We start from the raw sequence: 24,039 nt of genomic DNA, 5'->3' as shown, positions 1-24,039 counted from the left end.
CATCAGGCTGATAGCCACTGGCGCAGCGTTTCCTCGCAGGCGTGCAGCTGCGCGATGGGTACGTGCTCGTGTTGAGTATGGGCCAACAGTGGGTCGCCGGGGCCGAAGTTCAATGCCGGTACCCCCAGTTGCGTGAAGCGGGCTACATCGGTCCAGCCGAGTTTCGGTTGAGCGGGCGCGCCCACCGCGTCGGCGAATGACTTCGCGGTTCCTGTCAGCCCAGGGGCGGCGGCCGGTGCGCAGTCCACGATGGTGACATCGTGACCGTCGAAGTAGCTGTGTACGAAGGTAATTGCCTCTTGCGCGGTGCGGTCGGGCGCGAAACGAAAGTTGACGCTGATGCGGCATTCATCCGGGATGACATTGCGCGCGATGCCGCCGTGGATGGCCACCGCGTTGAGCCCTTCGCGGTAGGTCAATCCGTCGACGACCGGGGTGCGGGGACGGAAGCTGTCCAACTTCGCCAGTACCGGTGCGGCCGCCTCAACGGCGTTGGTTCCCTGCCACGACCGGGCCGAGTGCGCCCGTTTGCCGGTCAATGTGATGTCGAAGTCGATGACTCCCTGGCAGCCCGCCTCGACCCGAGCGTTACTGGGTTCCATCAGAATCGCCAGATCGGCCCGCAGGAGTTCCGGCTGCTGGTTGGCGAGTTTGGCCAATCCGTTGGCGGCAGACTCGACCTCCTCGCATTCGTAGAACACGAACGTGAGGTCACTGAGTATGTCGGCGCAACTGCCTGCGAGCCGCAAGGCGACGGCAACGCCTCCCTTCATGTCGCAGGAGCCGAGTCCGTACAGCATTTCACCGTCGTTGCGGGCGGGCAGATTGGCGTTGCGGGGGACCGTGTCCAAGTGTCCGGCGATGACGACGCGGCGCTGCCGCCCAGCCGACGTGCGGGCGACCACCGTGTTCCCGGACCGGGACACCGTGAGGTGCTCACACCGGAGTAGCGCGTGCTCCACCGCATCGGCGAGCGCCCGTTCGTTGTAGCTCACCGATTCCATATTGACCAGGGCCTCGGCGATGGACACCACGTCATTGTCGAGGTCGATCACAGCCCGGGTGGTGGGGGCGGGGATGCCGTCCGTTGGCCGCGCGCGCTGAACTTCGGGAGTGCCTTGGATCGTCATGAAAATCATCATGAAGTTGCGCTCCGCCACGCGCACTGTGATCGGCTCACAATATATGGTCCGCTATTGCAGCTCGCAGGCCAATGACTGTGAGGCAGATCGCTGTGAAAGTTGCTATGTGTTCCAGGTCGCCGGCGGATTCGACGGCAGTCCCTCGTCGGGGCGTCTATCCCGTTGTCGCGGAACGCAATGCGTGTGCGCCACCCACGTGGGCGTGCGCCGCGGTAGTCAGGCGGGATTCGGTGGTGCATGCTGATGCGCTGCCATGAGGACTCGGATTCCTGTGCCGGATGCAGCGTGACCGTTGTCTGTAAATGCATTGGTGGGCAAGGAGGCTCAATATATGTCGTTAGCGGATCAGTCCAGACACACGCTGGACGCCGGCGCGAAGCGGTCTCCGCATCGCTGGCGCTCCGCGGCGCGCAGGGTGGCCGTGCTGACAGCCATGGTGATCGGAATCGCCAGCCTGCCCGGACTTCAGCCCCTGGCACACCCGGTGCCGGGCGGTGGGGTGAGCGCTAGCCGGGGCCACGGCGAGCCGGTGGTCTTCACGGTGGGCACGATCGAGGAAATCGACTCCCTCAACCCCATGCTGGCCATCATGTCGGCCGGAATCCTGTTCAGCACCTTCCTGTACGACACCATCACGACCGTTTCCCCGGTCGATTTCTCGGCGGCACCCGGGCTTGCACAGTCGTGGAAGCCTTCGGACGGGAACTTGACGTGGACCTACCGCATCCGCACCGGGCTTCATTGGTCCGACGGGCACCCGCTGACCGCCGAGGATCCCGCGTACACGCTGAGTCGGATCCTCGCGGGCGGCCCGGGACGGGGGACCTGGGGTAACTACCTCACCTCGGTGCGCAGCGTCGACGCGCCGGACGCGGCCACGCTGGTGTTACATCTCAAGGAACCGAACGCGCTGCTGCCGAGCCTGCCGATTCCGATCCTGCCGAAGCATGTGTTCGAGAAGTACTCCGACGACAAACTCGCCGACTTTCCGGTCACCCCGGGAAAACTGGTCAGCTCGGGGCCGTTCCGGCTGATCGAAGGATCACCCGGCGGCTCGCTGTATCGATTCGAGAACAACCCGGACAATTGGCGTGGACCAGCCGCCTTCGACGCCTTGACATTCCGAATCTTCAAGTCGCAGGACACCATTGTGCAGGCTCTGGTCAAGGGGGAGATCGACTACACGAGCAGCCTCAGCCTGCTGCAGACCGATGTGCTGATGAAACGGCGTGGTATCAGCGCTCGCCTCTTCGACAAGGTCGGCTCGTTCCGTGAGCTTGCCTTTAACACCGGCTCGGTCGATACCGAGACGGGTAAGCCCATCGGCGACCCGAATCCGGCGGTCCTGGACCCGAAGTTCCGCTACGCGCTGACGACGGCGATCGATCGAAAGGCCATCGCGGCGAAGGCATTCCAGGGCGGTGCCACGCCGCTTGCGACCACAATTGCACCCCCCTTCGACCGTTTTCGTTGGGATCCGCCTGCCGAGGAAGCCGCGGTCTATGACCCGGAACGTGCGGCCCGCCTGCTCGACGCGGCCGGGTATCGTCGCGGGCCGAACGGGACTCGGACCCTGCCGAATGGCACCGAGATGCGGCCGCTGCGGTTGATCGGCCGCTCCACCGAGCAGACGTCGTTGGGCACGGTTCAGCTTGTTCGCGAGTGGTTCGAGAACCTCGGCATTCCGACGAAGGTCACCGCCATGGAGGAAAACAGGCTGCAGGACGTCATAAGCACCGGAAACTACGACCTCTTCGAATGGGGCTGGAACTACGACGAGGATCCCGACTCGATTCTCATGTACTTCGCCTGCGATCAGCGTGGTTTGTTTTCGGACTCCTGGTACTGCTCCGATAAGTACGACGCGCTTTACACCTCGCAGAAGCGGCGCATCGACCCCGCGGACCGCATTGCGGATATTCGCAAGATGCAAGAGCTGCTTTACCGCGACACCCCCTACATCATCACCGTCTCGGAGAAGGGGGCGGAGGCATACCGCAGCGACAGATTCCATGGTCTGCCCGCGGGTAAGGACCCCGAACTTCAGTACGACGTCGACTCGATTTTCAAGGTGCAGCCCGGGCCGGCCCAGGCAAGTGACGGGGCCGGCGGCACCAGTGCCGCGGCCGGTGATCCCAAGCTGATCGTCGGTGGTGGTGCCGGAACCATCGCGCTCGTCGCTATCTCATGGTTATTAGTGCGCCGTCGGCGGCAGGCAACAGCGGAGGACCGAGCATGACATCAACACTGGCACCGACAACTACCCACGCCCAATCCGGTGCCGCCCACAAGCCGCCCGCGGGAAAGATGGGTGTTTGGCGGCGGTTCAGCTGGCCATTTGTGCGGCGCAATCTGCTGGGATCCGTGGCGACGCTGCTGTTCATTCTGGTGGTGAACTTCTTTCTCTTTCGGGTGATCAATCCGCACCCGGAGCGGACCCTGGGTAGGGGGCGCGCGGCCACTGCCGAGCAACTCGCCGAGATCTCGCACCGGCTCGGCCTCGACCAGCCGTTGCACGTTCAATTCATCACCTATTTGAAGAACGTCTTCACGGGGGACCTAGGGGTTTCGTTCAAATACAACCAGCCGGTCAGCGATCTCATCTTTGAGCGTCTTGGTCCCACTCTCGCGCTGGTGGGTACCTCGACAGTGCTGTCCGTCATGATCGGCCTGTGGATCGGCAGCCGGGCGGCCTGGCGCCGGGGCGGGCGCTTTGACCGGTCCACCTCGATCATCACCGTCGTCGTTTACTCCATGCCCGAGTGGTGGCTGGGCCTGCTGCTCTTCATGGTGTTCGCCGCGGGGATTGGTCCGATCACCGGAATCTTCCCGATCGGCGGGCTGCATTCGCAGGGCCTGGACTGGTGGTCGTTCAACGGACTCGTCGACAGCATCTGGCACCTCGTGCTGCCGGTGACCACGCTGACCCTCGCCTACGTGGCCGAATACTCCATCATCATGCGCTCGTCGATGCTCGATGTGATGGGGCAGGACTATCTGCAGACCGCGCGCGCCAAGGGCCTCACCGAGGATCAGGTGCTGCGTCGGCACGCCATACCCAACGCGATGCTGCCGGTGACCACGCTCGTCTCGCTCGATCTTGCGTTCGCTGTCGGCGGGGCAATCACCGTTGAGACGGTGTTCTCCATTCCGGGACTCGGGCTGCTCACCACCGAGGCGCTCAGGATTCCCGACATCCCACTGCTGCAGGGTTCGTTCCTCGTGTTCTCCGCGGCCGTGGTGCTGGCGAACCTCGTGGCCAACTTCCTCTACGCGTTTCAGGATCCGAGGGTGAAATCATGACGACTGCCTCCACGTCAACAATCGGCCCCCGCGCACTGCGCTGGCAGCTGCGCCGCAACGCGGCGGTCCGTACCTGGAGCAGATTCCAGGCGAACCGCCGTGGCTTGGCGGGGCTCATCGTTCTGCTGTTGTTCGGCGCCATCGCGCTCGCGGCGCCGCTCCTCGCCGATGCGAACGAGCTGCGCGCCAGCCAGGCCGTCGGCCCGATTCTGGGGCCGCCGAGCGCCGAATACCCGCTCGGCACCGACGATCTGGGCCGGTCCGTGCTCACCGTGCTGATCTATGGTTCGCAGGTACCGCTGGTGGTCGGTACCACGGCGACTGTCATCTCGATGGTCATCGGCACCCTTGTCGGTATCGCCTCCGGTCTGTTGTACGGGTGGTTCGGGGCACTGCTGTTCCGGCTGACCGAGTGGTTTTTGGTCCTTCCTTTCCTGCCTCTTGCCTTGGTGCTGGCGACGCTCCTCGGGGGCTCGCTGGCCTCGTTGATCATCGTCATCGGGGTAACCGGATGGGCGAGTACCGCATTGTTGATCAGGGCCCAGACCCTGTCGGTGCGGGAGCGCCCGTTCATCGAGCGCGCTCGGGTGCTCGGCGCGGGGCGCTGGCACCTGATGATCAGGCATGTCTTCCCGAACGTGCTACCGCTCGTGTTTGCCAACACCACGCTGACGGTCGCCGGCTCCGTGCTCGCGGAGACGACCCTGGCGTTCCTCGGATTCGGCGACCCCACGAAGGTCTCGTGGGGCACCATGCTCAACGCCGCCTTCGACAACGGCGCGGTCACCCTGGGCGCCTGGTGGTTCCTCATCCCGCCCGGAATCTGCGTGGTCGTGGTCGTGCTGGCTTTCACCCTCGTCGGGCAGGCGCTCGAGGACATCGTCAACCCGAGGCTCAAGGAGACCGAATGACCCCGCTGCTTGAAATCGAGAACCTCTCGGTCACCTACCGTGCGTCGCGCGGCAATGTTGTTGCCGTACACGATGTTTCGTTGGCCCTCGAAGCCGGCAAGACCATCGGGATCGCCGGCGAGTCCGGCAGCGGTAAGTCGACGGTGGCTTCGGCGGTGCTGCGTCTGCACCCGAAGAGCACCACGGTCACCGGGCGGGTGACTGTGGCCGGCAACGATGTCAACGCGCTCAGCTGGGGTGCGCTGCGTCGCATGCGTTGGACCGATGCCGCCATGGTTTTCCAGGGTGCGATGCATTCACTCAACCCTATCGACAGCATCGGCAAACAGGTCGCCGAACCCGTGTTTATCCACGCGCCGAGCACCACCAAGGCTGCGGCGAATACGCGGGTCGCCGAACTGCTGGAGATGGTGGGCCTTGCCCCCGAGCACGCGTACAGCTACCCGCATCAGCTCTCGGGCGGGCAGAAGCAGCGCGTGATGATCGCCATGGCGTTGGCCTGCAACCCGAAACTGCTCATCGCCGACGAACCCACCACGGCACTCGACGTCAAAGTGCAGGCACAGATCCTGGAGGTGCTCGCTTCGCTGTCCGCAGAGCTGGGTCTGGGTCTGATGCTTATCAGCCATGACCTGTCCGTGCTCGCGAGCGTGTGCGATCAGGTGCTGGTCATGTACGGCGGGCGGGTCATCGAGCAAGGGCCCGGAGCGGACATCTTCGAGAACCCCCGCCACCCCTACACCCGGGCACTGGCCTCGGCATTCCCCACCATTGGCGACCCGGAGTCCCGCTATCGGCCGCAAGGAGTGGCGGACGGGGTTGCTTCCGGTATCGATTCCGCCGCAGCCGAATTGGCGTTTGTCGAGCGCTGCCGACTCGCGGATGGAAACTGTCTGGTGCATCGCCCGGAGTTCGCGCGGTTTGTCGGTGACAACGACGCTGAGTGCCTGGGCGCCGATGACCTCGGCACCAGCCGACTGGAAATGGAGGCAGCCCGATGACCCGCAACGTGTTGAGCGCGAAAGATCTACGTGTCACGTTCTCCTCGTTGAATGCTCGTGGCGAGGTGCACGCGGTCGACGGCGTTACCTTGGATCTACACGAGGGAGAAATCCTGGCTCTTGTCGGAGCCTCGGGGTCGGGCAAGACCACCCTGTCGCGCACCCTGCTGGGGCTCGAGCAGCCGACCAGCGGCGAGGTGACGGCACTCGGTGAGCCGCTGCCGACGCGCGGCAAGGCGCTGCGCGCGTATCGACGGCACACCCAGCTGGTGATGCAGGACCCCTCGGGCGCGCTCAACCCGAAGCACTCGGTGTATGAATCGGTGGCCGAGGGTATTCGCTTGCACCGCATCGTCAAGAAGGCCAGCGAGCGCGGTGAGGACGTCACCGAGACAGAGCTCGTGTCCCAAGCCCTTTTGCGTGCCGGCATGAGGCGGCCGGAACAGTACTTCCTGAGCTACCCGCATGAGCTTTCTGGCGGTCAACGCCAACGCGTGCTCATCGCCGGTGCGCTGGCCGTCGAGCCGAAGGTGCTCATCGCCGACGAGCCGGTATCGAGCCTTGACGCGTCGATCCGGGGCGAGATTCTGGCGCTGTTCCTTTCGCTGCGCAACGAACTCGGTCTGAGCCTGCTCGTCGTCACCCACGACCTCGGGCTGGCCTGGAACATCGCCGATCGCGTCGCCGTCATGAGCAAGGGGCAGATCGTGGAGTGCGGCACCACCGAAGACGTGCTGCTGCGGCCCACTCACGAGTACACGCGTGGCTTGCTGGCCGCGCTGCCGGGAGAGCAGCGTCCCGACACTGCCAGCGTGACCGCCACGGTCCGATGAGCTGACCGACGTGAAATACCAACGAACATAAGGACTAGGAGGACACCCATGCCGCTCGTGACCGAGGACCTCAGCGCGCTGCTGCATCGCGAACTACTCGCAGACCGTGTCGGCGCCCAGGAGCCGGGCGCGGTGATCGCCGCCTACCGCGACGGGCAACTCGCCGCAACGGCCTGCGCCGGTCTCGCCGAACTCGAAACCGGCGAACCGCTCACCGAGAACACGCTGATGAACATTGCGTCTGTGAGTAAGCAAATGGTGGCCACGACCATCTTGCTGGCTGCCGAACGCGGCCAGCTGGATATCGACGAAGACATCCGTGCGCTGATCCCCGAACTGTCTCTGCCGGGCATCACCGTGCGGCACTGCCTGCAGCACACCGCAGGCCTGCCCGACTACATGAATGTCGGGGACATCATCGGTATCGCAACGCTGGAGATGGCGGGCCTCGATGTGTTTCTGGCCTGGCTCAGTTCCGTCGAGCGTGCCGATTTCGCGCCGGGCCACGGCGCCTCGTACTCCAACACCGGGTATGTGATCGCCGCGCTCGCGGCCGAGCGGGCCACCGGGACCTTGTTCCCGGAGCTCATTGCCGAGCTGGTGTTCCGCCCACTTGGCATGGACCGCAGTCTGATCACCACCTGGATCGGGCAAGCCGTCCCGGGAATGTCGATCAGCTACACCCTCAACGCGGGCGCCGCCCCCACCCGGCACGGCATGGGCATCGGTGAGGTCGAAGAAAGGACGGTGCGCGGCGTTAACGGCGACGGCGAGGTGAACACCTCGCTGGTCGAGTTCGCCGCATGGCACGGATTCCTACTCGACGGACGGATCCTGGGTGCCCAGATCCGTCAGCAGCTGCTCACCCGGGCCGTGCTCGCCGACGGCTCCGTGTCGACCTACGGACTGGGCATCGAGCACGAACATCGCGGTGGAACAGGCGTTTACGCCCACAGCGGGTCCATGTGGTCGTACACCTCCTATTCGCTCTGCGACCCGATCACCGGAATCGGCGTCGCCGTGTTCGCGAACCGTCACGACCTCGACACCGCTGAGACCGCCTGGCGCGCCTACCGACTCATCGCCGGTGAGGGCGACGTCGCGGGCCGCTGGTTCTCGGAACAGGGGTTCTTCGGGCTGCGGCTACGGGTGCTCGGCGACGGCGCGCTAGAGGTACACAACGGCCAGGACGCGACACGCCTTGTCGCGGCAGGAGCCGGTCGCTGGACCGGGGACGGCGACCTGAGCCTGGTGCAGGTTACCGATGAAAAATTAAGCATTGCAGTCGAATTCGGCTTGACGCAGGATTTTGAGCGGCTGGCTCCGGCCGAGCCTTATCCGGCGTGCGTGCTCGGTGAATACCGGGAGTCGTACCGGGGTGCCGGCTACCGCCTCGAGGAGCGCGACGGCGAACTCTGGGTGCTCCCGCCGAGCGGCGAGGCTACGCGTGTGGTGCCCTACGGAGTCCGGGACGGGCAGTGGATCGGCAGGTGCGGGTTGGGCTGGCTGGTCATCGGCACGGGATCGGCGGATTTCGTTCGGTTCGGCTCGGGCCCCACCGCAATCGATTTGCAGCGCAGCTGACGGTCGCGCGCAAGGCGTGCGGCAAGCAATACCGGAACCAGCGAGGAGACATACATGCCGGGAGAGAACCTGACTCGAGCCGAGGCGGGGGAGCGGGCACGGCTCGTCAGTGTCGAAAGCTATGACGTGGCCCTGGATCTCACCACGGGCCCGGAAACCTTCGCGGTGGTCACCACCGTCCGGTTCGCGGCGCGAGAAGGCGCGTCGACGTTCCTGGATCTGATCGCGGAATCCGTGGAGCACATCGAGCTCAATGGCGAGTTATTAAGCTCTGCTTCGGCTTTCGCTGATTCACGGGTGCAATTGCCCGCGCTGGCGGCGCGTAACACCGTCCGGATTGCCTCGACGCAGCGGTACACCAACAGCGGCGAGGGCCTACATCGCTTCGTGGACCCCGCCGACGGTGAGGTCTATCTGTACTCCCAGTTCGAGGTGCCCGATTCGCGGCGCATGTTCGCGGTATTCGAACAGCCCGACCTCAAGGCGACGTTCCGATTCACCGTCACAGCCCCCGCACACTGGGAGGTGGTGAGCACCCAGCCGACACCGGCCCGCGTTGCCGCAGGCGAGAAAGACGGCGAGGCGATCGCAATCTGGTCGTTTGAGCCCACTCAGGTGCTTTCGAGCTACATCACGGCGCTGGTCGCGGGCCCCTACAGCGTGGTGCGCAGCGAGCTGACCAGCAGTGACGGCCGGACCATTCCGCTGGGGGTCTTCTGTCGTAAGTCGCTGCGCGAGCACCTCGATGCCGACTACATCTTCGAGACCACCCGCAGGGGCTTCGCGTTCTTCGAGGAGCTGTTCGGCTATCCGTATCCCTTCGACAAATACGACCAGCTCTTCGTCCCCGAGCACAGCGCCGGGGCCATGGAGAACGTAGGCGCCGTGACGTTCATCGAGGAGTTCGTGTTCCGCGGCCGTGTCACCGACGCCAAACGTGAGGGACGTGTCGCGACCATCCTGCATGAACTGGCGCATATGTGGTTCGGGAATCTCGTCACGATGCGGTGGTGGAATGATCTGTGGCTCAACGAGTCATTTGCCGACTACGTCGCCACCCTCGCGACCGTTGAGGCGACAGAATGGACGCAGTGCTGGGCCACCTCCGCGTCGTCCGATAAGGCGTGGGCCTACCGGCAGGACCAGCTGCCCTCCACACACCCGATCGCCGCGGAAGTGCGAGATCTTGAGGACGCGCTGACCAATTTCGACGGCATCACCTACGCCAAGGGGGCGTCGGTGCTCAAGCAGCTCGTCGCCTGGGTGGGCCGCGAACCGTTCATGCGCGGCTTGCATGACTACTTCACCAAGCATCACCATGCCAATACCGAACTCACCGACTTCCTGGCTGAGCTCGAAGCGCAGAGCGGCCGCGACCTGACGGAATGGTCGGCGCTGTGGCTGGAAACAGCCGGCGTGAACACGTTGCGGCCCGTCTTCGAGCTCGACGCCTCCGGTCGGTACACCTCGTTCGCGATCGAGCAGACCGCGACGTCCGAACATCCCACCCTCCGTCCGCACCGCATAGCCATTGGTCTGTATGCGCGCCAAGGGGATATGGTCCGCCGGATCCATCGGATCGAACGGGATATCAGCGCGGCGCACACGCCCGTACCCGAACTCATCGGCACGGTTCAGCCGGATCTACTGCTCGTGAACGACGACGACCTCAGCTTCGCCAAGATCCGGCTGGATGATCGTTCGTTGCGCACCGCGGCGAACCATCTCGGCGATATCGAAGACCCCCTGGCCCGCGCCTTGATCTGGGGCACGCTGTGGGACGCGACCCGTGACGCGGAGCTTCGCGCCTCCCACTTCATTGACATTCTGCTCACTCACGCGGGAAGTGAGACGAACTCGACCACCTTGCGCACCGTGCTTCGCCAACTCGGCGACGCGGTCGCCACCTATATACCTCCTCGAGGGCGCGCCACGACCAGGGCCCACGCCGCGCACGCGCTCTGGCAGCTCGCCAATGGCGCAGGCGAAGGATCTGACAGCCAGTTCCAGTTCGTCACTGCCTTCGCTCAATTCGCTGTCAGCTCTGGGCAACTCGATTTGGTGCAGGGACTCCTCGATGGCACGAAAGTTCTGGCTGGACTCACGATCGATACCGATCTGGGCTGGATGTTGCTCACCGCCCTCGCCGCCGGAGGCCGCGCCACCGAGGCGCAGATCGCGGCGCGCCTTGCCGAAGACCGCACCGCCGCCGGCGAACACGCGGCGGCCCGAGCGCGTGCGGCGCTTGCCACCCCCGAGGCGAAGGCCCGCGCCTGGGCCACGGTCTTCGAGCGCGGCGACGTGTCGAACCACACGATCGAAGCCATTGGCGCGGGCTTCTTGCAGGTGCACGATGTCACGTTGCTAGAGCCCTACATTGAACCTTTCCTCAACGCGCTGTTGCCGGTGTGGGAGTCACGCACCTACGTGATCGTCGAGCAGATTGTGGAGGGTTTCTATCCGTCTCCGCTCGCCAACGTCGAGTTGGCCCGCGCTACTCGCACGTGGCTCGACGCACATCAGGATGCCCCAGAACCGCTGCGCCGCATGGTTTCCGAACATCTCTCCGATACTGAACGCGCGCTGGAGGCGCAAGCGCGCGAACGTCAACACACGACTTCGAAGGTGGAAGTAGATGCATGACCTCATCATCCTGGGCGGCACCGTCTATGACGGGTTCGGCGGCCCGGGCATCACCGCCGACGTCGCCATCGCCGATGGGCGAGTCGCCGCGATCGGCGCGGATCTGGGTCCTGCTCGCCAGCGCATCGACGCTGACGGCCTCGCGGTGACGCCCGGCTTCGTCGACCCGCATTCGCACTCCGACGCCGTCCCGTTCATGTCGGATCCGCAGTCATTCAAACTGCTGCAGGGAGTAACGACCGAGATCGTCGGAAACTGCGGATACACCTGTGCGCCCACGTATCCGGAGCATGCTTCGACGGTGAAAGCCGAGATGGGACATGCCTTCCCGCGGTTCGCCGACTACCTGGATGCCGTCGATGACGCCGGAACGACCAACCATCTGGCACCGCTGGTAGGGCATAACACGCTGCGCATCGCGGTGGCCGGGTTCGAACAGAAGCTGCCACCCGGTGGACTGGAGCAGATGTGCGCGCTCGCCGACGAAGCGTTCGCCGCCGGTGCCGTCGGCTGGTCTTCGGGGCTGGAGTACGTGCCGGGCGCCTACGCCGGACGCGAGGAACTCATCGCGCTCGGGCGGGTCGCGCGCCGCTGGAACGCAAGCTATGCCACACATATGCGCAACGAGGGTGAGGGACTGCTCGATGCCGTCGACGAGGCGATTGCCGTCGCCCGTGCCGCCGGGATTCGGCTTCAGATATCGCATTGCAAGGTCTCCGGACATGTCGCGCACGGGACCGCGCCCCGGCTACTCGCGCGCATCATCCAGGCGCGCTTGTCCGGGGTGGACGTGCTGGGCGACATGTATCCCTACGAGGCCTGCAGCACCGGACTCGTCGCGGTGCTGCCGACCGTCGCCTCCGAAGGCGGTGAGGGCAGGTTGCGGGAAAGACTGGCCGATCCCCAGGAACGGCTGCGACTACGCCGGATCGCCGAGGACCCCGTTGATTTTGCGGGAGCGGGAATCTGGCGCGAGATCCGACCCGGCGACCTGACAGTCAGCAGGCACGCCGAGCCGGCCGTTGCCGGTCGCACCCTGGCCGACATCACGGGTGACCGCGACGCGTGGGACACCCTGTGCGATTTGATTCTCGCGGACCCCGGCGCCGACACCGTCCTGCATGTGATGCGGGCCGACGATGTTCAGGCATTCATGCAGAGCCCGCTTGTCTCGATCGGTTCGGACAACGACGTCCCGGCGGGCCTTGTCCATCCACGCACATATGGAACCTTCCCGCGCTTCCTTGGCGCCTACGTCCGTGATCAGAAGGTGCTGCCGCTCGGCGAGGCCGTGCGCAAGATGACATCGGCGTCCGCAGCACAATTCGGACTCTCGGACCGGGGCTGGTTGGGGCGCGGTGCTGCGGCCGACATATGTGTCTTCGACCCCAAGGTCATCGACCACGCCGGTACTTACCGCAGTCCCGAAACGCCGCCCGTCGGCATGCGGTGGGTGCTGCTGGAGGGGACCCCGGTGATCCGGGACGGACAGTTCTCCGGGGAGCGCCGAGGGCGACTGCTGCGGGCCGGCAGGCGTGAGTTAGCCAGTTCGCTGCGCTGACCCGACTACCGCGCGCGCCCGATGGGCCGCGCGCGGTACCGTCATGGGGTGGCTCACCTCGCGGCAGTTTCGGCAGATGCGCGCCGGGACATCACCGACGACGCTGTCGTGATTGTCGGCGGCGGGCCCGTGGGGTTGCTTGCCGCTACGGTGCTTGCCCGCCGGGGAATTCGCGTGGTGGTGCTGGAGGCCGCCGGTTCGAAGGAACGCCAGCGGCACCGGAACTGTGCGACCTTCGTGGGACATTCGACGTTGCGGCGTTACGACCGGGTGGCGCCAGAGCTGGGTACACGGCTGCGTGCCTCGGCGCTTGCCGTGCACGGCGTGCAGACCTTTTATCAGGGCCGGCCGGTGTTCGTCATGTCCTCTTACGCGCCGTCACGCATGCCCGGCCCGTGGAACCCGGCGGCTTGGGGAATGAGCTTGTCGCAGCGCACCATTGAGGACGAGACGCTGGCGGAGGCGCTGGAGCTGGGGGTGGAGTACCACCCCGGAACCGCGGTTACCGACATCAGCACCGATCACACCGGTGCGCGGCTCACGCTTGCCAGCGGTGACCGGGTGCGCGCCAGTTATGTCATTGCCGCCGACGGCACCAAGTCGGCCATTCGTCAGGCGCTACACATCGGCATGTCGGAGCGGCCGCCGTCCCCGTCCTGCGTGGTCATCGACGTGGAACCGCACCCGGACGGTGCCACGGTGGATCTGCCCGTGCAGATCCAGTACCACCACCCCGATCTCGGCGGACGGCACGCCATCCGGCTGCCATACCCGGACGGGCTGCGCCTGGACGTCCAACTCTTACCCAAGGATGAGACGGCACCGTCCGACGAACAGGTGCGGTCCTGGGTGACGGCACTTACCCGCGACGAGTGGTACGCCGACCACATCAGGTCGGTGGAGGTGCATCAGACGGTGCAGGGCGTGGCCGCCAGCTACACCGATGTGAACCGCCGGGTGCTGTTGGCGGGCGAAGCCGCCCATCAGTTCGCTCCACTGGGTGGACGCAGTCTCAACTCGGGCGTGGCGGACGCGATCGTGGCCGCCGAGGCCATCGCGGAGGCGTTGAGCGAGCCCGGCGATCTGGCGGCGGCATGGCTGGCGATCAATCGCAGCGCCCGGGAACGGCGCCGCTCGGGAGTGCGCAACCGAATGCTGTCCGCCCGGGCCCAGCGGGTGCTCGACGGATCGGACGTGTCGATGCGAGCCCGAAGGACCATGGCGGCCAAATCCGCACCCCATATCTGGATCGCGGGTGCCTGGCTGACGGCGGGCCTGGTGCGTCCGACGGCGATCCCGCATATCAGCAGGTCGGGAGTCACCTGGTCCTGAGGCGGCCGGGGGAGTGGCGGCTCCCTTCGCCGGTTTGGTTTGGGGGCGCTACGCGGGTATCCTTGACCAACGGTGCGGCTTTCCGTGCCGACTATCTGCGTGCCCAGTCCTGGAATTTCCTGTCACCGGCTCACGTTCGAGGGTCGGTAACGTTTGCCGTGTCCAAGCCGGCGATAGCCGGAGCAGGCAATCAGAATCGCGGAGGATATGGCTAAGAAAGACGGAGCCATCGAGGTCGAGGGTCGGGTGGTCGAACCCCTGCCCAATGCGATGTTTCGCATTGAGCTGGAGAACGGACACAAGGTACTCGCTCACATCAGCGGCAAGATGCGGCAGCACTACATCCGCATCCTGCCCGAGGACAGAGTGGTAGTGGAGTTGTCTCCCTACGACCTGTCCCGCGGTCGGATCGTTTACCGGTACAAGTAACAGAAGAACAGGATTGGGAACGTGAAGGTCAACCCGAGCGTCAAGCCGATCTGCGACAAGTGCCGCGTCATTCGCCGGCACGGGCGGGTCATGGTGATCTGCCAGGACCCCCGCCACAAGCAGCGGCAGGGCTAACAAGCCGTCAGGCCAAGCCCGCTACATAACTGAATGATGACCTCCCAGATCCAATGGCCGGACACGCCGGCTACCGAGAAATCGGACCACCCCCGGAACGGAGGCCGGGGCCCCAACCTAGAGGGGGCGGACTGGGAACAGACCTTCGTTGAATTGAAAGAGGAACTGCCGCATGGCACGTCTCGTAGGCGTTGACCTACCGCGCGATAAGCGTATGGAAATCGCGCTCACTTATATCTATGGCATTGGCCGGACCCGCTCCAAGGAGATCCTGGCCGCCACGGGCATCAGCCCCGAGCAGCGCAGCAAGGACCTGACCGATGATCAGGTGACGCAGCTGCGTGAATACATCGAAGCCTCTCTCAAGGTGGAGGGTGACCTGCGCCGCGAGGTTCAGGCCGACATCCGCCGCAAGATCGAGATCGGCTGCTACCAGGGCCTGCGGCACCGTCGCGGCCTGCCGGTGCGCGGTCAGCGGACCAAGACCAACGCGCGTACCCGCAAGGGCCCGAAGCGCACCATCGCCGGCAAGAAGAAGGCCAGGTAACCCCCAATGGCACCGAAGAAACCAGGGGCCGCAGGGCCCAAGAAGGCACAGAAGACCCGTCGCCGGGAAAAGAAGAACGTCCCGCACGGCGCCGCTCACATCAAGAGCACCTTCAACAACACGATCGTCTCGATCACCGACCCTCAGGGCAACGTGATCTCCTGGGCGTCCTCCGGTCACGTCGGCTTCAAGGGTTCGCGCAAGTCGACCCCGTTCGCCGCGCAGCTGGCCGCCGAGAACGCTGCCCGCAAGGCGCAGGAGCACGGCGTCAAGAAGGTCGACGTGTTCGTCAAGGGTCCCGGCTCCGGCCGCGAGACCGCCATCCGCTCCCTGCAGGCCGCCGGCCTCGAGGTGGGCGCGATTTCCGATGTCACTCCGCAGCCGCACAACGGTTGCCGTCCGCCCAAGCGGCGCCGGGTCTAGGGAGGATCTAGAAAATGGCTCGTTATACCGGACCCGTCACTCGCAAGTCCCGTCGTCTGGGCGTCGACCTGGTCGGTGGCTCCAGCGCGTACGAGAAGCGTCCTTACCCTCCCGGCCAGCACGGCCGCGCGCGGATCAAGGAGAGCGAATACCGTCAGCAGCTGCAGGAGAAGCAGAAGGCCCGCTTCACCTACGGCGTCATGGAGAAGCAGTTCCGCCGCTACTACGCCGAGGCCGTGCGTTCCTCGGGTAAGACCGGTGAGCAGCTGCTGCAGATCCTGGAAAGCCGTCTCGACAACGTGGTGTACCGCGCCGGTCTGGCACGTACCCGCCGGATGGCCCGCCAGCTCGTCAGCCACGGCCACTTCACCGTCAACAACGTGAAGGTCGACGTGCCCAGCTACCGGGTGTCGCAGTACGACATCATCGACATCAAGCCGAAGTCGCTGAACACCCTGCCGTTCGAGGTCGCACGCGAGACCGCGGGCGAGCGCCCCATCCCGGGCTGGCTGCAGGTCGTCGGCGAGCGTCAGCGCATCCTGGTGCACCAGCTCCCCGAGCGTGCCCAGATCGACGTGCCGCTGGCAGAGCAGCTGATCGTCGAGTTCTACTCGAAGTAATCGTCTGTAGCGATCCTGCTACAGGTCCACTGACCGGCATCAAATAGCGGGTGCCGAGAAGGAGATAAGAAAAGAATGCTGATTTCTCAGCGACCCACCCTGTCCGAGGACACGCTGGCCGAGAACCGGTCGCGCTTCGTCATCGAGCCCCTGGAGCCGGGATTCGGCTACACCCTGGGTAACTCGCTGCGGCGCACCCTGCTGTCGTCCATCCCGGGCGCAGCCGTCACCAGCATCCGGATCGACGGTGTGCTGCACGAGTTCACCACCGTTCCCGGGGTGAAGGAAGACGTCACCGACATCATCCTGAACCTCAAGAGCCTCGTGGTGTCCTCGGAAGAGGACGAGCCGGTCACCATGTACCTGCGCAAGCAGGGACCGGGCGCCGTCACCGCCGGTGACATCGTGCCGCCCGCCGGTGTGACCGTGCACAACCCCGACATGCACATCGCGACGCTGAACGACAAGGGCAAGCTGGAAATCGAGCTCGTCGTCGAGCGTGGCCGTGGTTACGTCCCGGCCGTGCAGAACAAGGCCTCGGGTGCTGAGATCGGTCGTATCCCGGTCGATTCCATCTACTCGCCGGTGCTCAAGGTGACCTACAACGTCGAGGCCACCCGCGTCGAGCAGCGCACCGACTTCGACAAGCTGGTGCTGGACGTCGAGACCAAGAACTCGATCAGCCCGCGCGACGCACTGGCTTCGGCCGGCAAGACGCTGGTTGAATTGTTTGGGCTCGCACGTGAATTGAACGTGGAGGCCGAAGGGATCGAGATCGGGCCGTCGCCGGCCGAGGCAGACCACATCGCCTCGTTCGCGCTGCCCATCGAGGACCTGGACCTGACCGTCCGTTCGTACAACTGCCTCAAGCGCGAGGGTGTGCACACCGTCGGCGAGTTGGTTGCGCGCACCGAGTCGGACCTGCTGGACATCCGCAACTTCGGCCAGAAGTCCATCGACGAGGTGAAGATCAAGCTGCACCAGCTGGGTCTGTCGCTCAAGGACAGCCCGACCAGCTTCGATCCGTCCGAGGTCGCCGGATACGACGTCGCCACCGGCACCTGGTCGGACACCGGCTCGTACGACTTCGATGGCGATCAAGACTTCGCCGAAACCGAACAGCTCTAACACAATCCGTCCCGGCCCTACCTGATACGGGGGCCGGCCCCGAATAGGAGATAGTCGCAATGCCCAAGCCCACAAAGGGTGCCCGCCTCGGTGGGTCGTCTTCGCACCAGAAGGCGATCCTGGCCAACCTGGCCACCGCGCTCTTCGAGCACGGCCGGATCAAGACCACCGAGACCAAGGCCCGCGTATTGCGGCCCTACGCCGAGAAGCTGATCACCCACGCCAAGAAGGGCGATCTGCACAACCGGCGCGAGGTGCTCAAGAAGATCCGTGACAAGGACGTCGTGCACGCCCTGTTCGAGGAGATCGGTCCGTTCTACGCCGATCGCAACGGTGGCTACACCCGCATCATCAAGGTCGAGAACCGCAAGGGCGACAACGCGCCCATGGCGATCATCGAGCTGGTGAAGGAGAAGACGGTCACCTCCGAGGCCGACCGGGCTCGCCGGGTTGCCTCGACCAAGAAGGCCGAAGCTCCCGCGGAAGAGGCCAAGGCTGACGAGGCCGTCGAGGTTGAGACCGACACCGCCGATGACGCGGCCGCAGAGGTCGAAGGTGCGGCCGACGCCGCGACTGACTCGGCCGAGGCGCCTGCTGCTGAGGACGCAGACAAGAAGGACTGACCTTTGGTCACATCTCACGACCAGCCCGCCATCTCTGATGGCGGGCTGGTTCGTTTGCGGCTCGATATCGCCTATGACGGAACCGCTTTCGCAGGCTGGGCGACGCAGGTAAACCAGCGCACGGTGGCCGGGGTGCTGGCTGAGGCGTTCACGACCATCGTGGGCGAGCCGGTGTCGCTGTATGCCGCCGGACGTACCGATGCGGGTGTGCATGCGACCGGTCAGGTGGCCCACCTCGATGTCCCCGCGGCCTGCCTGCCCGGTTTGCGCGGTCGGTATCGCCCGGATGGTGCACCGGAATTCGACAGGCTGATTCGGCGGCTGTCACGCTTTCTGCCCAACGATGTACGCGTGCTCGATATCGCGCGTGCCCCGGCACATTTCGATGCGCGCTTCTCGGCGCTGCGGCGCCACTACGAGTACCGGCTGTCGAGGGCCCCCTTTGGAGTGCTGCCGCTGGCGCGTCACGATGTCGTCGGCTGGCACCGGCCGCTGGACGTGGATGCGATGAACGCGGCATCGCAGGAGTTGTTGGGGCTGCGCGATTTCGCCGCCTTCTGCCGCCACCGTGAGGGCGCTACCACCATCCGTGAGTTACAGCGGTTCGACTGGGGCGTGGACGGTCATCAGCTGACCGCGCGCGTGAGCGCCGACGCCTTCTGCTGGTCCATGGTGCGCTCGTTGGTGGGCGCGGTGCTGGCAGTGGGGGAGGGCCGGCGACCGGTGCAGTGGTGCGCCGATCTGTTGAAGAAGGAAAGGCGTTCCAGCGATTTCGCGGCAGCACCGGCGCGTGGACTGACGCTGGTCGGGGTCGATTACCCGCCGGACGACGAGATGGCGGCGCGAGTGATGATCACCCGCGATGTACGGATCAGACCGTCCGGCTAGCCTTTCGGCATGACGAACGTGCGTAGGCTCGGGGTGGCCGCGGTGGCGGGCATGATGTGTGTCGCGGGGTGTGGGGGCGGATCGAAGACCGATGTTCCACCCAGCACCATCAGTTCAACCGAACAGCGGGCAGCCGCACCCTCAAGGGCCGCAAAGGATTTGGTACTCACCGCCGCCGAGCTGCCGCCGGGGTTTACGGCGATGGATTCCGACGACCAGATGACGCGCAGTATCGTCGAGCAACTGACTGGGCAAGGCTGGGATGGTGTGACGTTCTCCCCGGCGGAATGCCGTCCGGTGTCGATGTTCGGCGCCTCGGCGCCGGCGGACATTTCCCGCTTCGGGGTGATCGTCGGACAAGACGGCAAGGGTGAGTACTTCAACGAGGCTGTCGTAGCGCAGCGCCCGGATATCGGCGGATTGGCTGACTACTTCCGAAAGTGCCGGTCTGTGCAGATGAACGACGGGAAAATGCCGATGGAGACGACCTACACGGGTGTAGAAGGTCCGCAGACTCGGGCGGACGAGCTGGTGGTGGTTGAAGAGAAGACAACGAGCAGCGTGCTGAACCAAGATGCTTACCTGGCCTACGCGCGTGTGGGCGAACATGCCGTGTGGACGCGGATACGTGCGCCGCGGGCCGCCGCCGCAAATCGTGCGGTACTCGATCAGCTACTGACCGCTGCGATCAACAAGGTCGCCGACGCGAGTTAGGCACGGCCCGAGAACTATTCGGCTTCGCTTTCACCGTGCCGGTTGAGTTTCGAGGCGACGAAGGCGGCTGCCTCGGCGGGTAATCCGGTGCGTTCATAGGACGTGTGAGCGTCCCAGCTGTTGTTCGGCCCGGCCATGCAGATCGGATCTCCCTGGTTGCACAGATCGATTGCCCGCGAACCGTATACGCCCGCGATGCCACTCAGTGGGCCGCCGGTTCGGTGGGTGGCGTTGCCGAATGTCGCGATCGCGAATATACGGTCGCCTACGGCGGGCGGCAGTGGCCGGTTGAAGCCGATGCCCACATTCGGGACACCGATGATCGTGTCGATCACCTCCGCGCCCATCGAGTATCCGCCGATGACGAACTTGGTCCGCGGGCAGTTCGCCGCGACAGATTGCAGGTGATTGCTCAGGTCGTTGGCCCCGCCGCCGGCCGAGAAGATGCCTGCGTCGTAATTGACGGGGTAGACGTTCATGGATGCGCCGGTGGCCTGGATGCGTGGCGTGAGGGAGTCGACGAATTCGTCGCCGACCCGGCCCAGACCGACTGGCTCCTTGCGCCCGCGCGCAAACGAGACATCGACATCCGAACACGGATCCGCCGATGCGTGAGGTGCCGCATAGACAAGTCCGACAACATTCACCGCGGACAGTGCGAGCACCGTCAGGGCAACAAAGTAACTCAGGACAACGCCGACCCTCGTGCCCCGCTGATGCGTGGTCACGCCATGATGCTACGGGTCAACGCGTTCCCGTGTGCGCTTTCTTAGAGTTTGCCCGCCACGAATGACGCTGACTGTGTGGGCAGGTTGGTCTGCTCGTACGTCGTGTGTGCGGTCCACGAGCGGCCGCCGCTGTCACAGACTGGGTCACCGGGGTTGCACTGGTCGATCCACCGCCCGGCCAGCGGGCCCGTCATGCCGCCACCACGGCGATCGATGTTCCCGAATGTTGCGATGCCCCTGATCCGGCCCGCGACCTCGGGCGGCGGGCTGCCCGCGACATCGTCCACCACGGTGGCGCCCATCGAGTAGCCACCGATCACGAACTTGGTGTTGGGGCATGAATTTGCGACATCGACCAGGTGGCCGCGCAAGTCATCTGCGCCTTCCCCGGTGGACAGTAGGCCCGCGCTGTAGTTCACGGGGTAGACGTTCATGTTGCTGACCCGGTTTTGGAGGGCACCGACGAAGGCGTCGCCCACCCGGCCGAGGCCGACCGGTTCGTCGCGCCCCCGGGCAAAGGAGACGTCGACAGCGGCACACGGATCGGCGGCCGCGTAGCTCGGCTGCGATACGACCGTTAGGCCCAGGAACATGAGCAGGGTGGCTGCCAGATATCCCCACCGGCGAAGGTCCGGACTCGCGGGCGAAACAGCACAGTACGTCAGCACAGGCAAATGCTACGGGTACGTCAACCTAGTTGTCATATCGGTGCGGTATGGCCCTTCTCACCCGCGCGCGAGGGAATCGAGGAACTCGACCATCGCGCGGTTGACGACGTCGGGGCGTTCCATCTGCACAAAATGCCCGGCTCCCTGCACGATCTGGGTCGATCGCAGGCCCGGCACGAGGTCTGCCATGGCGGCCATCGGGTCGCGGCCGAGTATCTCCAGCACCGGGTCGGCCGATCCGGCGAGGAAGGCCACCGGGACCTCGATGGGCTTGTCGTGCAGGTCCTTGTTCTGGGACCACACCAGATCCTCTGCCCGATACCAGTTCAGGCCGCCGGTGAATCCCGTTCGCGCGAATTCGGCCGCGTAGTAGTCGAGATCGTGTCCGGAAAGCCAATTCCACGGCAGGGGAGGGGGGCTCGGCAGAACGTCCAGATATCCATTGCGCTTACCCTCCACCCGCGCGGGATGGTTCCAGCAGTCCAGGTAGCGATTGGCTCCGCTCAAAGCATGGAACAGCGTGGCCAGGAACATCTTTGGCTGCGCGTCCAGTTCGGATTCGGCCAGGCCGGGTTCCTGGAAGTACTCCAGATGTGTGAAGTGCTGAGAGGCAAGGTAGTTGAAGCCGACACTCGGTGTCACCGGAAGGCGACGGGCCCGCGGCACCGACAGCTGGAACAGTGCGCGAACCCTGTCCCCGGCCCAGGCGGGCATGTCCCACACCAGATGTGCCCCGAAATCATGCCCGCAGAACACCGCGTCCCGCAGATCCAGGGCATCCAGCAGGCCGACCAGATCACCGACGGTGGAGGCACGGTCGTACGCGGTGATATCGCGTGGTGCGGTCGTATGTCCGTAGCCGCGCATATCCGGCGCGATGGCCCGGTATCCGGCCGCGGACAGGGCGGCCAGTTGGTGTCGCCATGTGTACCAGAGGCCGGGAAAGCCGTGGCACAGCACCACTGCCGGACCCTGACCCTGCTCGGCCACGTGCATGTCGATTCCATTGACCGACAGCTGACGATGGGTGATCTGAGGGGCAGTCACCCGGGCGAGGCTAGTTGACTCTGGCGGCCGCGAAGTCGGCGGCCTGATTGATCAGCGCGGCCGGGTACGAGGTGTGGGACTTCCAGGTGTCCTGGTTGCCGTCCATGCATACCGGGTCGCCGTCGTTGCACAGATCCAATACCCGGTCGCCGTACGCACCGGCCAGACTCTGAACGGGGGCAAAGCGATTCACGATGTTGCCGAACGTCACGATCGCGCGGATGTGGTCACCCACCTCCGGCGGTACCGGGTTGTCGAAGGAGAAGAGGTTGCCGATCTGTACCGGTCCGGGCACTCCCAGCGCGGTGTCGACAACGCCCGCGCCCAACGAGTAGCCGCCGACGACGAGCTTGGTATCGGGACAGTTGTTGGCGGTCTCCTGCAGGTGTGCGCTCAGGTCATTGGCGCCCCCGCCGACATCGGTGTTGGCGTCATAGCGCACCGCGTAGACACTGAGGTTCTTCACCCGATTGCGCAGTGCGCTGACGAATGCGTCGCCGATGTTGCCCAGGCCGGGCGGTTGGCTCCGGCCACGTGCGAAGGAAACCTCGACGTTGGGGCAGGCCGCCGACGCGGTGGCGGGGATGACGACAGCCAGCCCCGTGGTCAGCATGATGGCCGCAACCGAAACAACCGCCGCGCGGGCGGCGGCGGTGAGCAACTTACTGGCTGGGCGTGGATTCGGTTGTAGCGTCACACACTGAGATTACGGATAATTCGCTGTCATCGCCATGTGATTTCAATCCTGCAGGTAGAGAAGCTGTGAATCCAGTTGTGCTGGATTCGGGCTCCGCGGGGGAGCCCGCGCCCCGATGCGCGAGTACCAGTCCCGCGAGAATGACTGCGGCCCCGGCGTACTGGATGGGTGCGATGGTTTCGCCGAGTAGTACCCAGCCCGCGATGACCGCGCACAGCACTTCGGTGAGGGCGATCAACGACGCGTAACTCGGCTTGAGCCGGGCGATGGCGGCGATACCGGTGATGTAGGCGATCGCGGTGGTGATCACTCCGAGAACCAGGATGGGGACATAAACCGGTGCGTTCCACCCCGCTACATGCACGTTGTGGGTAGAGAAGGTCATCGGCATGATCCCGGTAAGCCCGAAGCCCACTACGGTGGCCGTCGCTACCAGAAGCCCGCTGGTGGTCAGTGTGATGGGTCGCAGCTCTTCGGTCTTGCTGCCCGCCCGGTGCGAGGAGATGAAGTAGTACGCGGCGCATACTGCTGCGCCCAGGCCCCAGGCGATCCCGGCGGGCTCTACGCGCGCTCCGCTGAAGATGTTGAGCACCAACAGCATTCCCAACAAGGCCAGGGTTGCCCCGGCGAGTACCCGGGTGTGCGGGCGTTGCCGCGTGATCAGCCACGTCCAGGCGATCACCAGGATGGGGCTCAGGAACTCCAGCAGCATCGCCACTCCGACTGACATGTGCTGGACCGCGCCGAAGTAGCAGAACTGGGCACCGGCGATGGGAATGATTCCGTAGAGGACAACGACTTTGGCGTGGCGCCGGGCCTCGGAGAACCATCCGGGTGCCACGATGCAGGCGGACACGACCATGACCACGGCGCCGGTCGCCAGGCGTGCGGTGACCACGGCCGTCAGTGACCAGCCCGCCGCCATCAGCGACTTGGCGAAGGGGCCGGAAAATCCGAAGGCCGCAGCGGAGACGAGGGCGAGGATCACGCCTGCCCGGAAATTGGCCCTGTCGTTCACCGCACCTCCCGCGTGTCATGAGTAAAATCAAATACGGTCATGACGGTATAGGCGAAGGATGACA

At 65.0% G+C, this 24,039-nt stretch carries 24 protein-coding genes; 18 read left to right on the top strand and 6 right to left on the bottom strand.

The genetic code is table 11. The features are described from left to right. Positions 1-2: 2 nt before the first annotated feature. The gene (dapE, locus tag ABG82_RS21380) at positions 3-1,130 is read right to left on the bottom strand and encodes a succinyl-diaminopimelate desuccinylase (protein ID WP_078343724.1); all 1,128 of its coding nucleotides are present in this window, start codon (positions 1,128-1,130) and stop codon (positions 3-5) included. A gap of 343 nt (positions 1,131-1,473) precedes the next feature. Between dapE and ABG82_RS21375 the strand changes: the two genes are divergently transcribed. The 18 genes from ABG82_RS21375 to ABG82_RS21290 all read left to right on the top strand — a co-directional run bounded on the left by ABG82_RS21375 (position 1,474) and on the right by ABG82_RS21290 (position 19,817). Then, entirely contained in the window at positions 1,474-3,381 is a 1,908-nt protein-coding gene (locus ABG82_RS21375; RefSeq protein WP_043076493.1) for an ABC transporter substrate-binding protein, read from the top strand. After that, a complete protein-coding gene (locus ABG82_RS21370; protein ID WP_052510928.1) occupies positions 3,378-4,445 on the top strand; it encodes an ABC transporter permease in 1,068 nt (355 codons plus the stop codon). The genes ABG82_RS21375 and ABG82_RS21370 overlap by 4 nt, the downstream gene beginning before the upstream one ends. After that, positions 4,442-5,356: an ABC transporter permease gene (locus tag ABG82_RS21365; RefSeq protein ID WP_043076495.1), complete on the top strand. Its 915-nt coding sequence runs from the start codon at positions 4,442-4,444 to the stop codon at positions 5,354-5,356. Before ABG82_RS21370 ends, ABG82_RS21365 begins: the two co-directional genes overlap by 4 nt. Next, positions 5,353-6,357, top strand: coding sequence for an ABC transporter ATP-binding protein (locus tag ABG82_RS21360; RefSeq protein ID WP_043076496.1), 1,005 nt, complete (start codon positions 5,353-5,355; stop codon positions 6,355-6,357). Before ABG82_RS21365 ends, ABG82_RS21360 begins: the two co-directional genes overlap by 4 nt. Beyond that, positions 6,354-7,190: an ABC transporter ATP-binding protein gene (locus tag ABG82_RS21355; RefSeq protein WP_052510929.1), complete on the top strand. Its 837-nt coding sequence runs from the start codon at positions 6,354-6,356 to the stop codon at positions 7,188-7,190. Before ABG82_RS21360 ends, ABG82_RS21355 begins: the two co-directional genes overlap by 4 nt. Before the next feature lie 48 nt (positions 7,191-7,238). Beyond that, complete coding sequence (locus tag ABG82_RS21350; protein ID WP_043076497.1) at positions 7,239-8,774, top strand: serine hydrolase domain-containing protein; 1,536 nt, start codon at positions 7,239-7,241, stop codon at positions 8,772-8,774. Positions 8,775-8,828: 54 nt separating this feature from the next. Beyond that, positions 8,829-11,417 (top strand): aminopeptidase N, encoded by a 2,589-nt coding sequence (pepN, locus tag ABG82_RS21345; RefSeq protein ID WP_043076498.1) that lies wholly within the window; start codon positions 8,829-8,831, stop codon positions 11,415-11,417. After that, the gene (locus tag ABG82_RS21340; RefSeq protein WP_043076499.1) at positions 11,410-12,978 is read left to right on the top strand and encodes an N-acyl-D-amino-acid deacylase family protein; all 1,569 of its coding nucleotides are present in this window, start codon (positions 11,410-11,412) and stop codon (positions 12,976-12,978) included. The genes pepN and ABG82_RS21340 overlap by 8 nt, the downstream gene beginning before the upstream one ends. 48 nt (positions 12,979-13,026) lie before the next feature. Then, the gene (locus ABG82_RS21335) at positions 13,027-14,310 is read left to right on the top strand and encodes an FAD-dependent oxidoreductase (protein ID WP_043076643.1); all 1,284 of its coding nucleotides are present in this window, start codon (positions 13,027-13,029) and stop codon (positions 14,308-14,310) included. Between the two features lie 207 nt (positions 14,311-14,517). Beyond that, the gene (gene infA, locus ABG82_RS21330; RefSeq protein WP_003418601.1) at positions 14,518-14,739 is read left to right on the top strand and encodes a translation initiation factor IF-1; all 222 of its coding nucleotides are present in this window, start codon (positions 14,518-14,520) and stop codon (positions 14,737-14,739) included. Positions 14,740-14,760: 21 nt separating this feature from the next. Then, positions 14,761-14,874 carry a 50S ribosomal protein L36 gene (gene rpmJ, locus ABG82_RS21325; RefSeq protein WP_003886927.1) on the top strand — a complete coding sequence of 38 codons (114 nt, stop codon included), beginning with the start codon at positions 14,761-14,763 and terminating at the stop codon, positions 14,872-14,874. A gap of 172 nt (positions 14,875-15,046) precedes the next feature. After that, entirely contained in the window at positions 15,047-15,421 is a 375-nt protein-coding gene (gene rpsM, locus ABG82_RS21320; RefSeq protein ID WP_030096736.1) for a 30S ribosomal protein S13, read from the top strand. A 6-nt stretch (positions 15,422-15,427) separates the two neighbouring features. Continuing rightward, the gene (gene rpsK, locus ABG82_RS21315) at positions 15,428-15,844 is read left to right on the top strand and encodes a 30S ribosomal protein S11 (RefSeq protein WP_005055956.1); all 417 of its coding nucleotides are present in this window, start codon (positions 15,428-15,430) and stop codon (positions 15,842-15,844) included. 14 nt (positions 15,845-15,858) lie between these two features. Next, positions 15,859-16,464 (top strand): 30S ribosomal protein S4, encoded by a 606-nt coding sequence (gene rpsD, locus ABG82_RS21310; RefSeq protein ID WP_005080548.1) that lies wholly within the window; start codon positions 15,859-15,861, stop codon positions 16,462-16,464. Between the two features lie 75 nt (positions 16,465-16,539). Then, positions 16,540-17,592 (top strand): DNA-directed RNA polymerase subunit alpha, encoded by a 1,053-nt coding sequence (locus ABG82_RS21305; protein ID WP_043076500.1) that lies wholly within the window; start codon positions 16,540-16,542, stop codon positions 17,590-17,592. A gap of 59 nt (positions 17,593-17,651) precedes the next feature. Next, positions 17,652-18,215, top strand: coding sequence for a 50S ribosomal protein L17 (gene rplQ / locus ABG82_RS21300; protein WP_005077555.1), 564 nt, complete (start codon positions 17,652-17,654; stop codon positions 18,213-18,215). A gap of 3 nt (positions 18,216-18,218) precedes the next feature. Next, the gene (gene truA / locus ABG82_RS21295) at positions 18,219-19,103 is read left to right on the top strand and encodes a tRNA pseudouridine(38-40) synthase TruA (protein ID WP_043076501.1); all 885 of its coding nucleotides are present in this window, start codon (positions 18,219-18,221) and stop codon (positions 19,101-19,103) included. A gap of 9 nt (positions 19,104-19,112) precedes the next feature. Continuing rightward, positions 19,113-19,817 (top strand): hypothetical protein, encoded by a 705-nt coding sequence (locus ABG82_RS21290; protein ID WP_043076502.1) that lies wholly within the window; start codon positions 19,113-19,115, stop codon positions 19,815-19,817. A gap of 14 nt (positions 19,818-19,831) precedes the next feature. Here ABG82_RS21290 and ABG82_RS21285 read toward each other — a convergent pair whose 3' ends face one another. The 5 genes from ABG82_RS21285 to ABG82_RS21265 form a co-directional block, all read right to left on the bottom strand. Next, complete coding sequence (locus ABG82_RS21285) at positions 19,832-20,545, bottom strand: cutinase family protein (protein WP_043076503.1); 714 nt, start codon at positions 20,543-20,545, stop codon at positions 19,832-19,834. 41 nt (positions 20,546-20,586) lie between these two features. Further along, positions 20,587-21,138 (bottom strand): cutinase family protein, encoded by a 552-nt coding sequence (locus ABG82_RS21280; protein ID WP_043076504.1) that lies wholly within the window; start codon positions 21,136-21,138, stop codon positions 20,587-20,589. A 132-nt stretch (positions 21,139-21,270) separates the two neighbouring features. Continuing rightward, complete coding sequence (locus ABG82_RS21275; protein ID WP_043076505.1) at positions 21,271-22,260, bottom strand: alpha/beta fold hydrolase; 990 nt, start codon at positions 22,258-22,260, stop codon at positions 21,271-21,273. Positions 22,261-22,270: 10 nt separating this feature from the next. Continuing rightward, complete coding sequence (locus tag ABG82_RS21270; protein WP_043076506.1) at positions 22,271-22,921, bottom strand: cutinase family protein; 651 nt, start codon at positions 22,919-22,921, stop codon at positions 22,271-22,273. Position 22,922: 1 nt separating this feature from the next. Next, complete coding sequence (locus ABG82_RS21265; RefSeq protein ID WP_043076507.1) at positions 22,923-23,975, bottom strand: EamA family transporter; 1,053 nt, start codon at positions 23,973-23,975, stop codon at positions 22,923-22,925. Positions 23,976-24,039: the final 64 nt, after the last annotated feature.

Origin of the sequence: Mycobacteroides immunogenum (genome assembly GCF_001605725.1) — a bacterium.
Classification (GTDB): Bacteria; Actinomycetota; Actinomycetes; order Mycobacteriales; family Mycobacteriaceae; genus Mycobacterium; species Mycobacterium immunogenum.
This window is presented reverse-complemented; position numbering and strand designations above follow the sequence as displayed.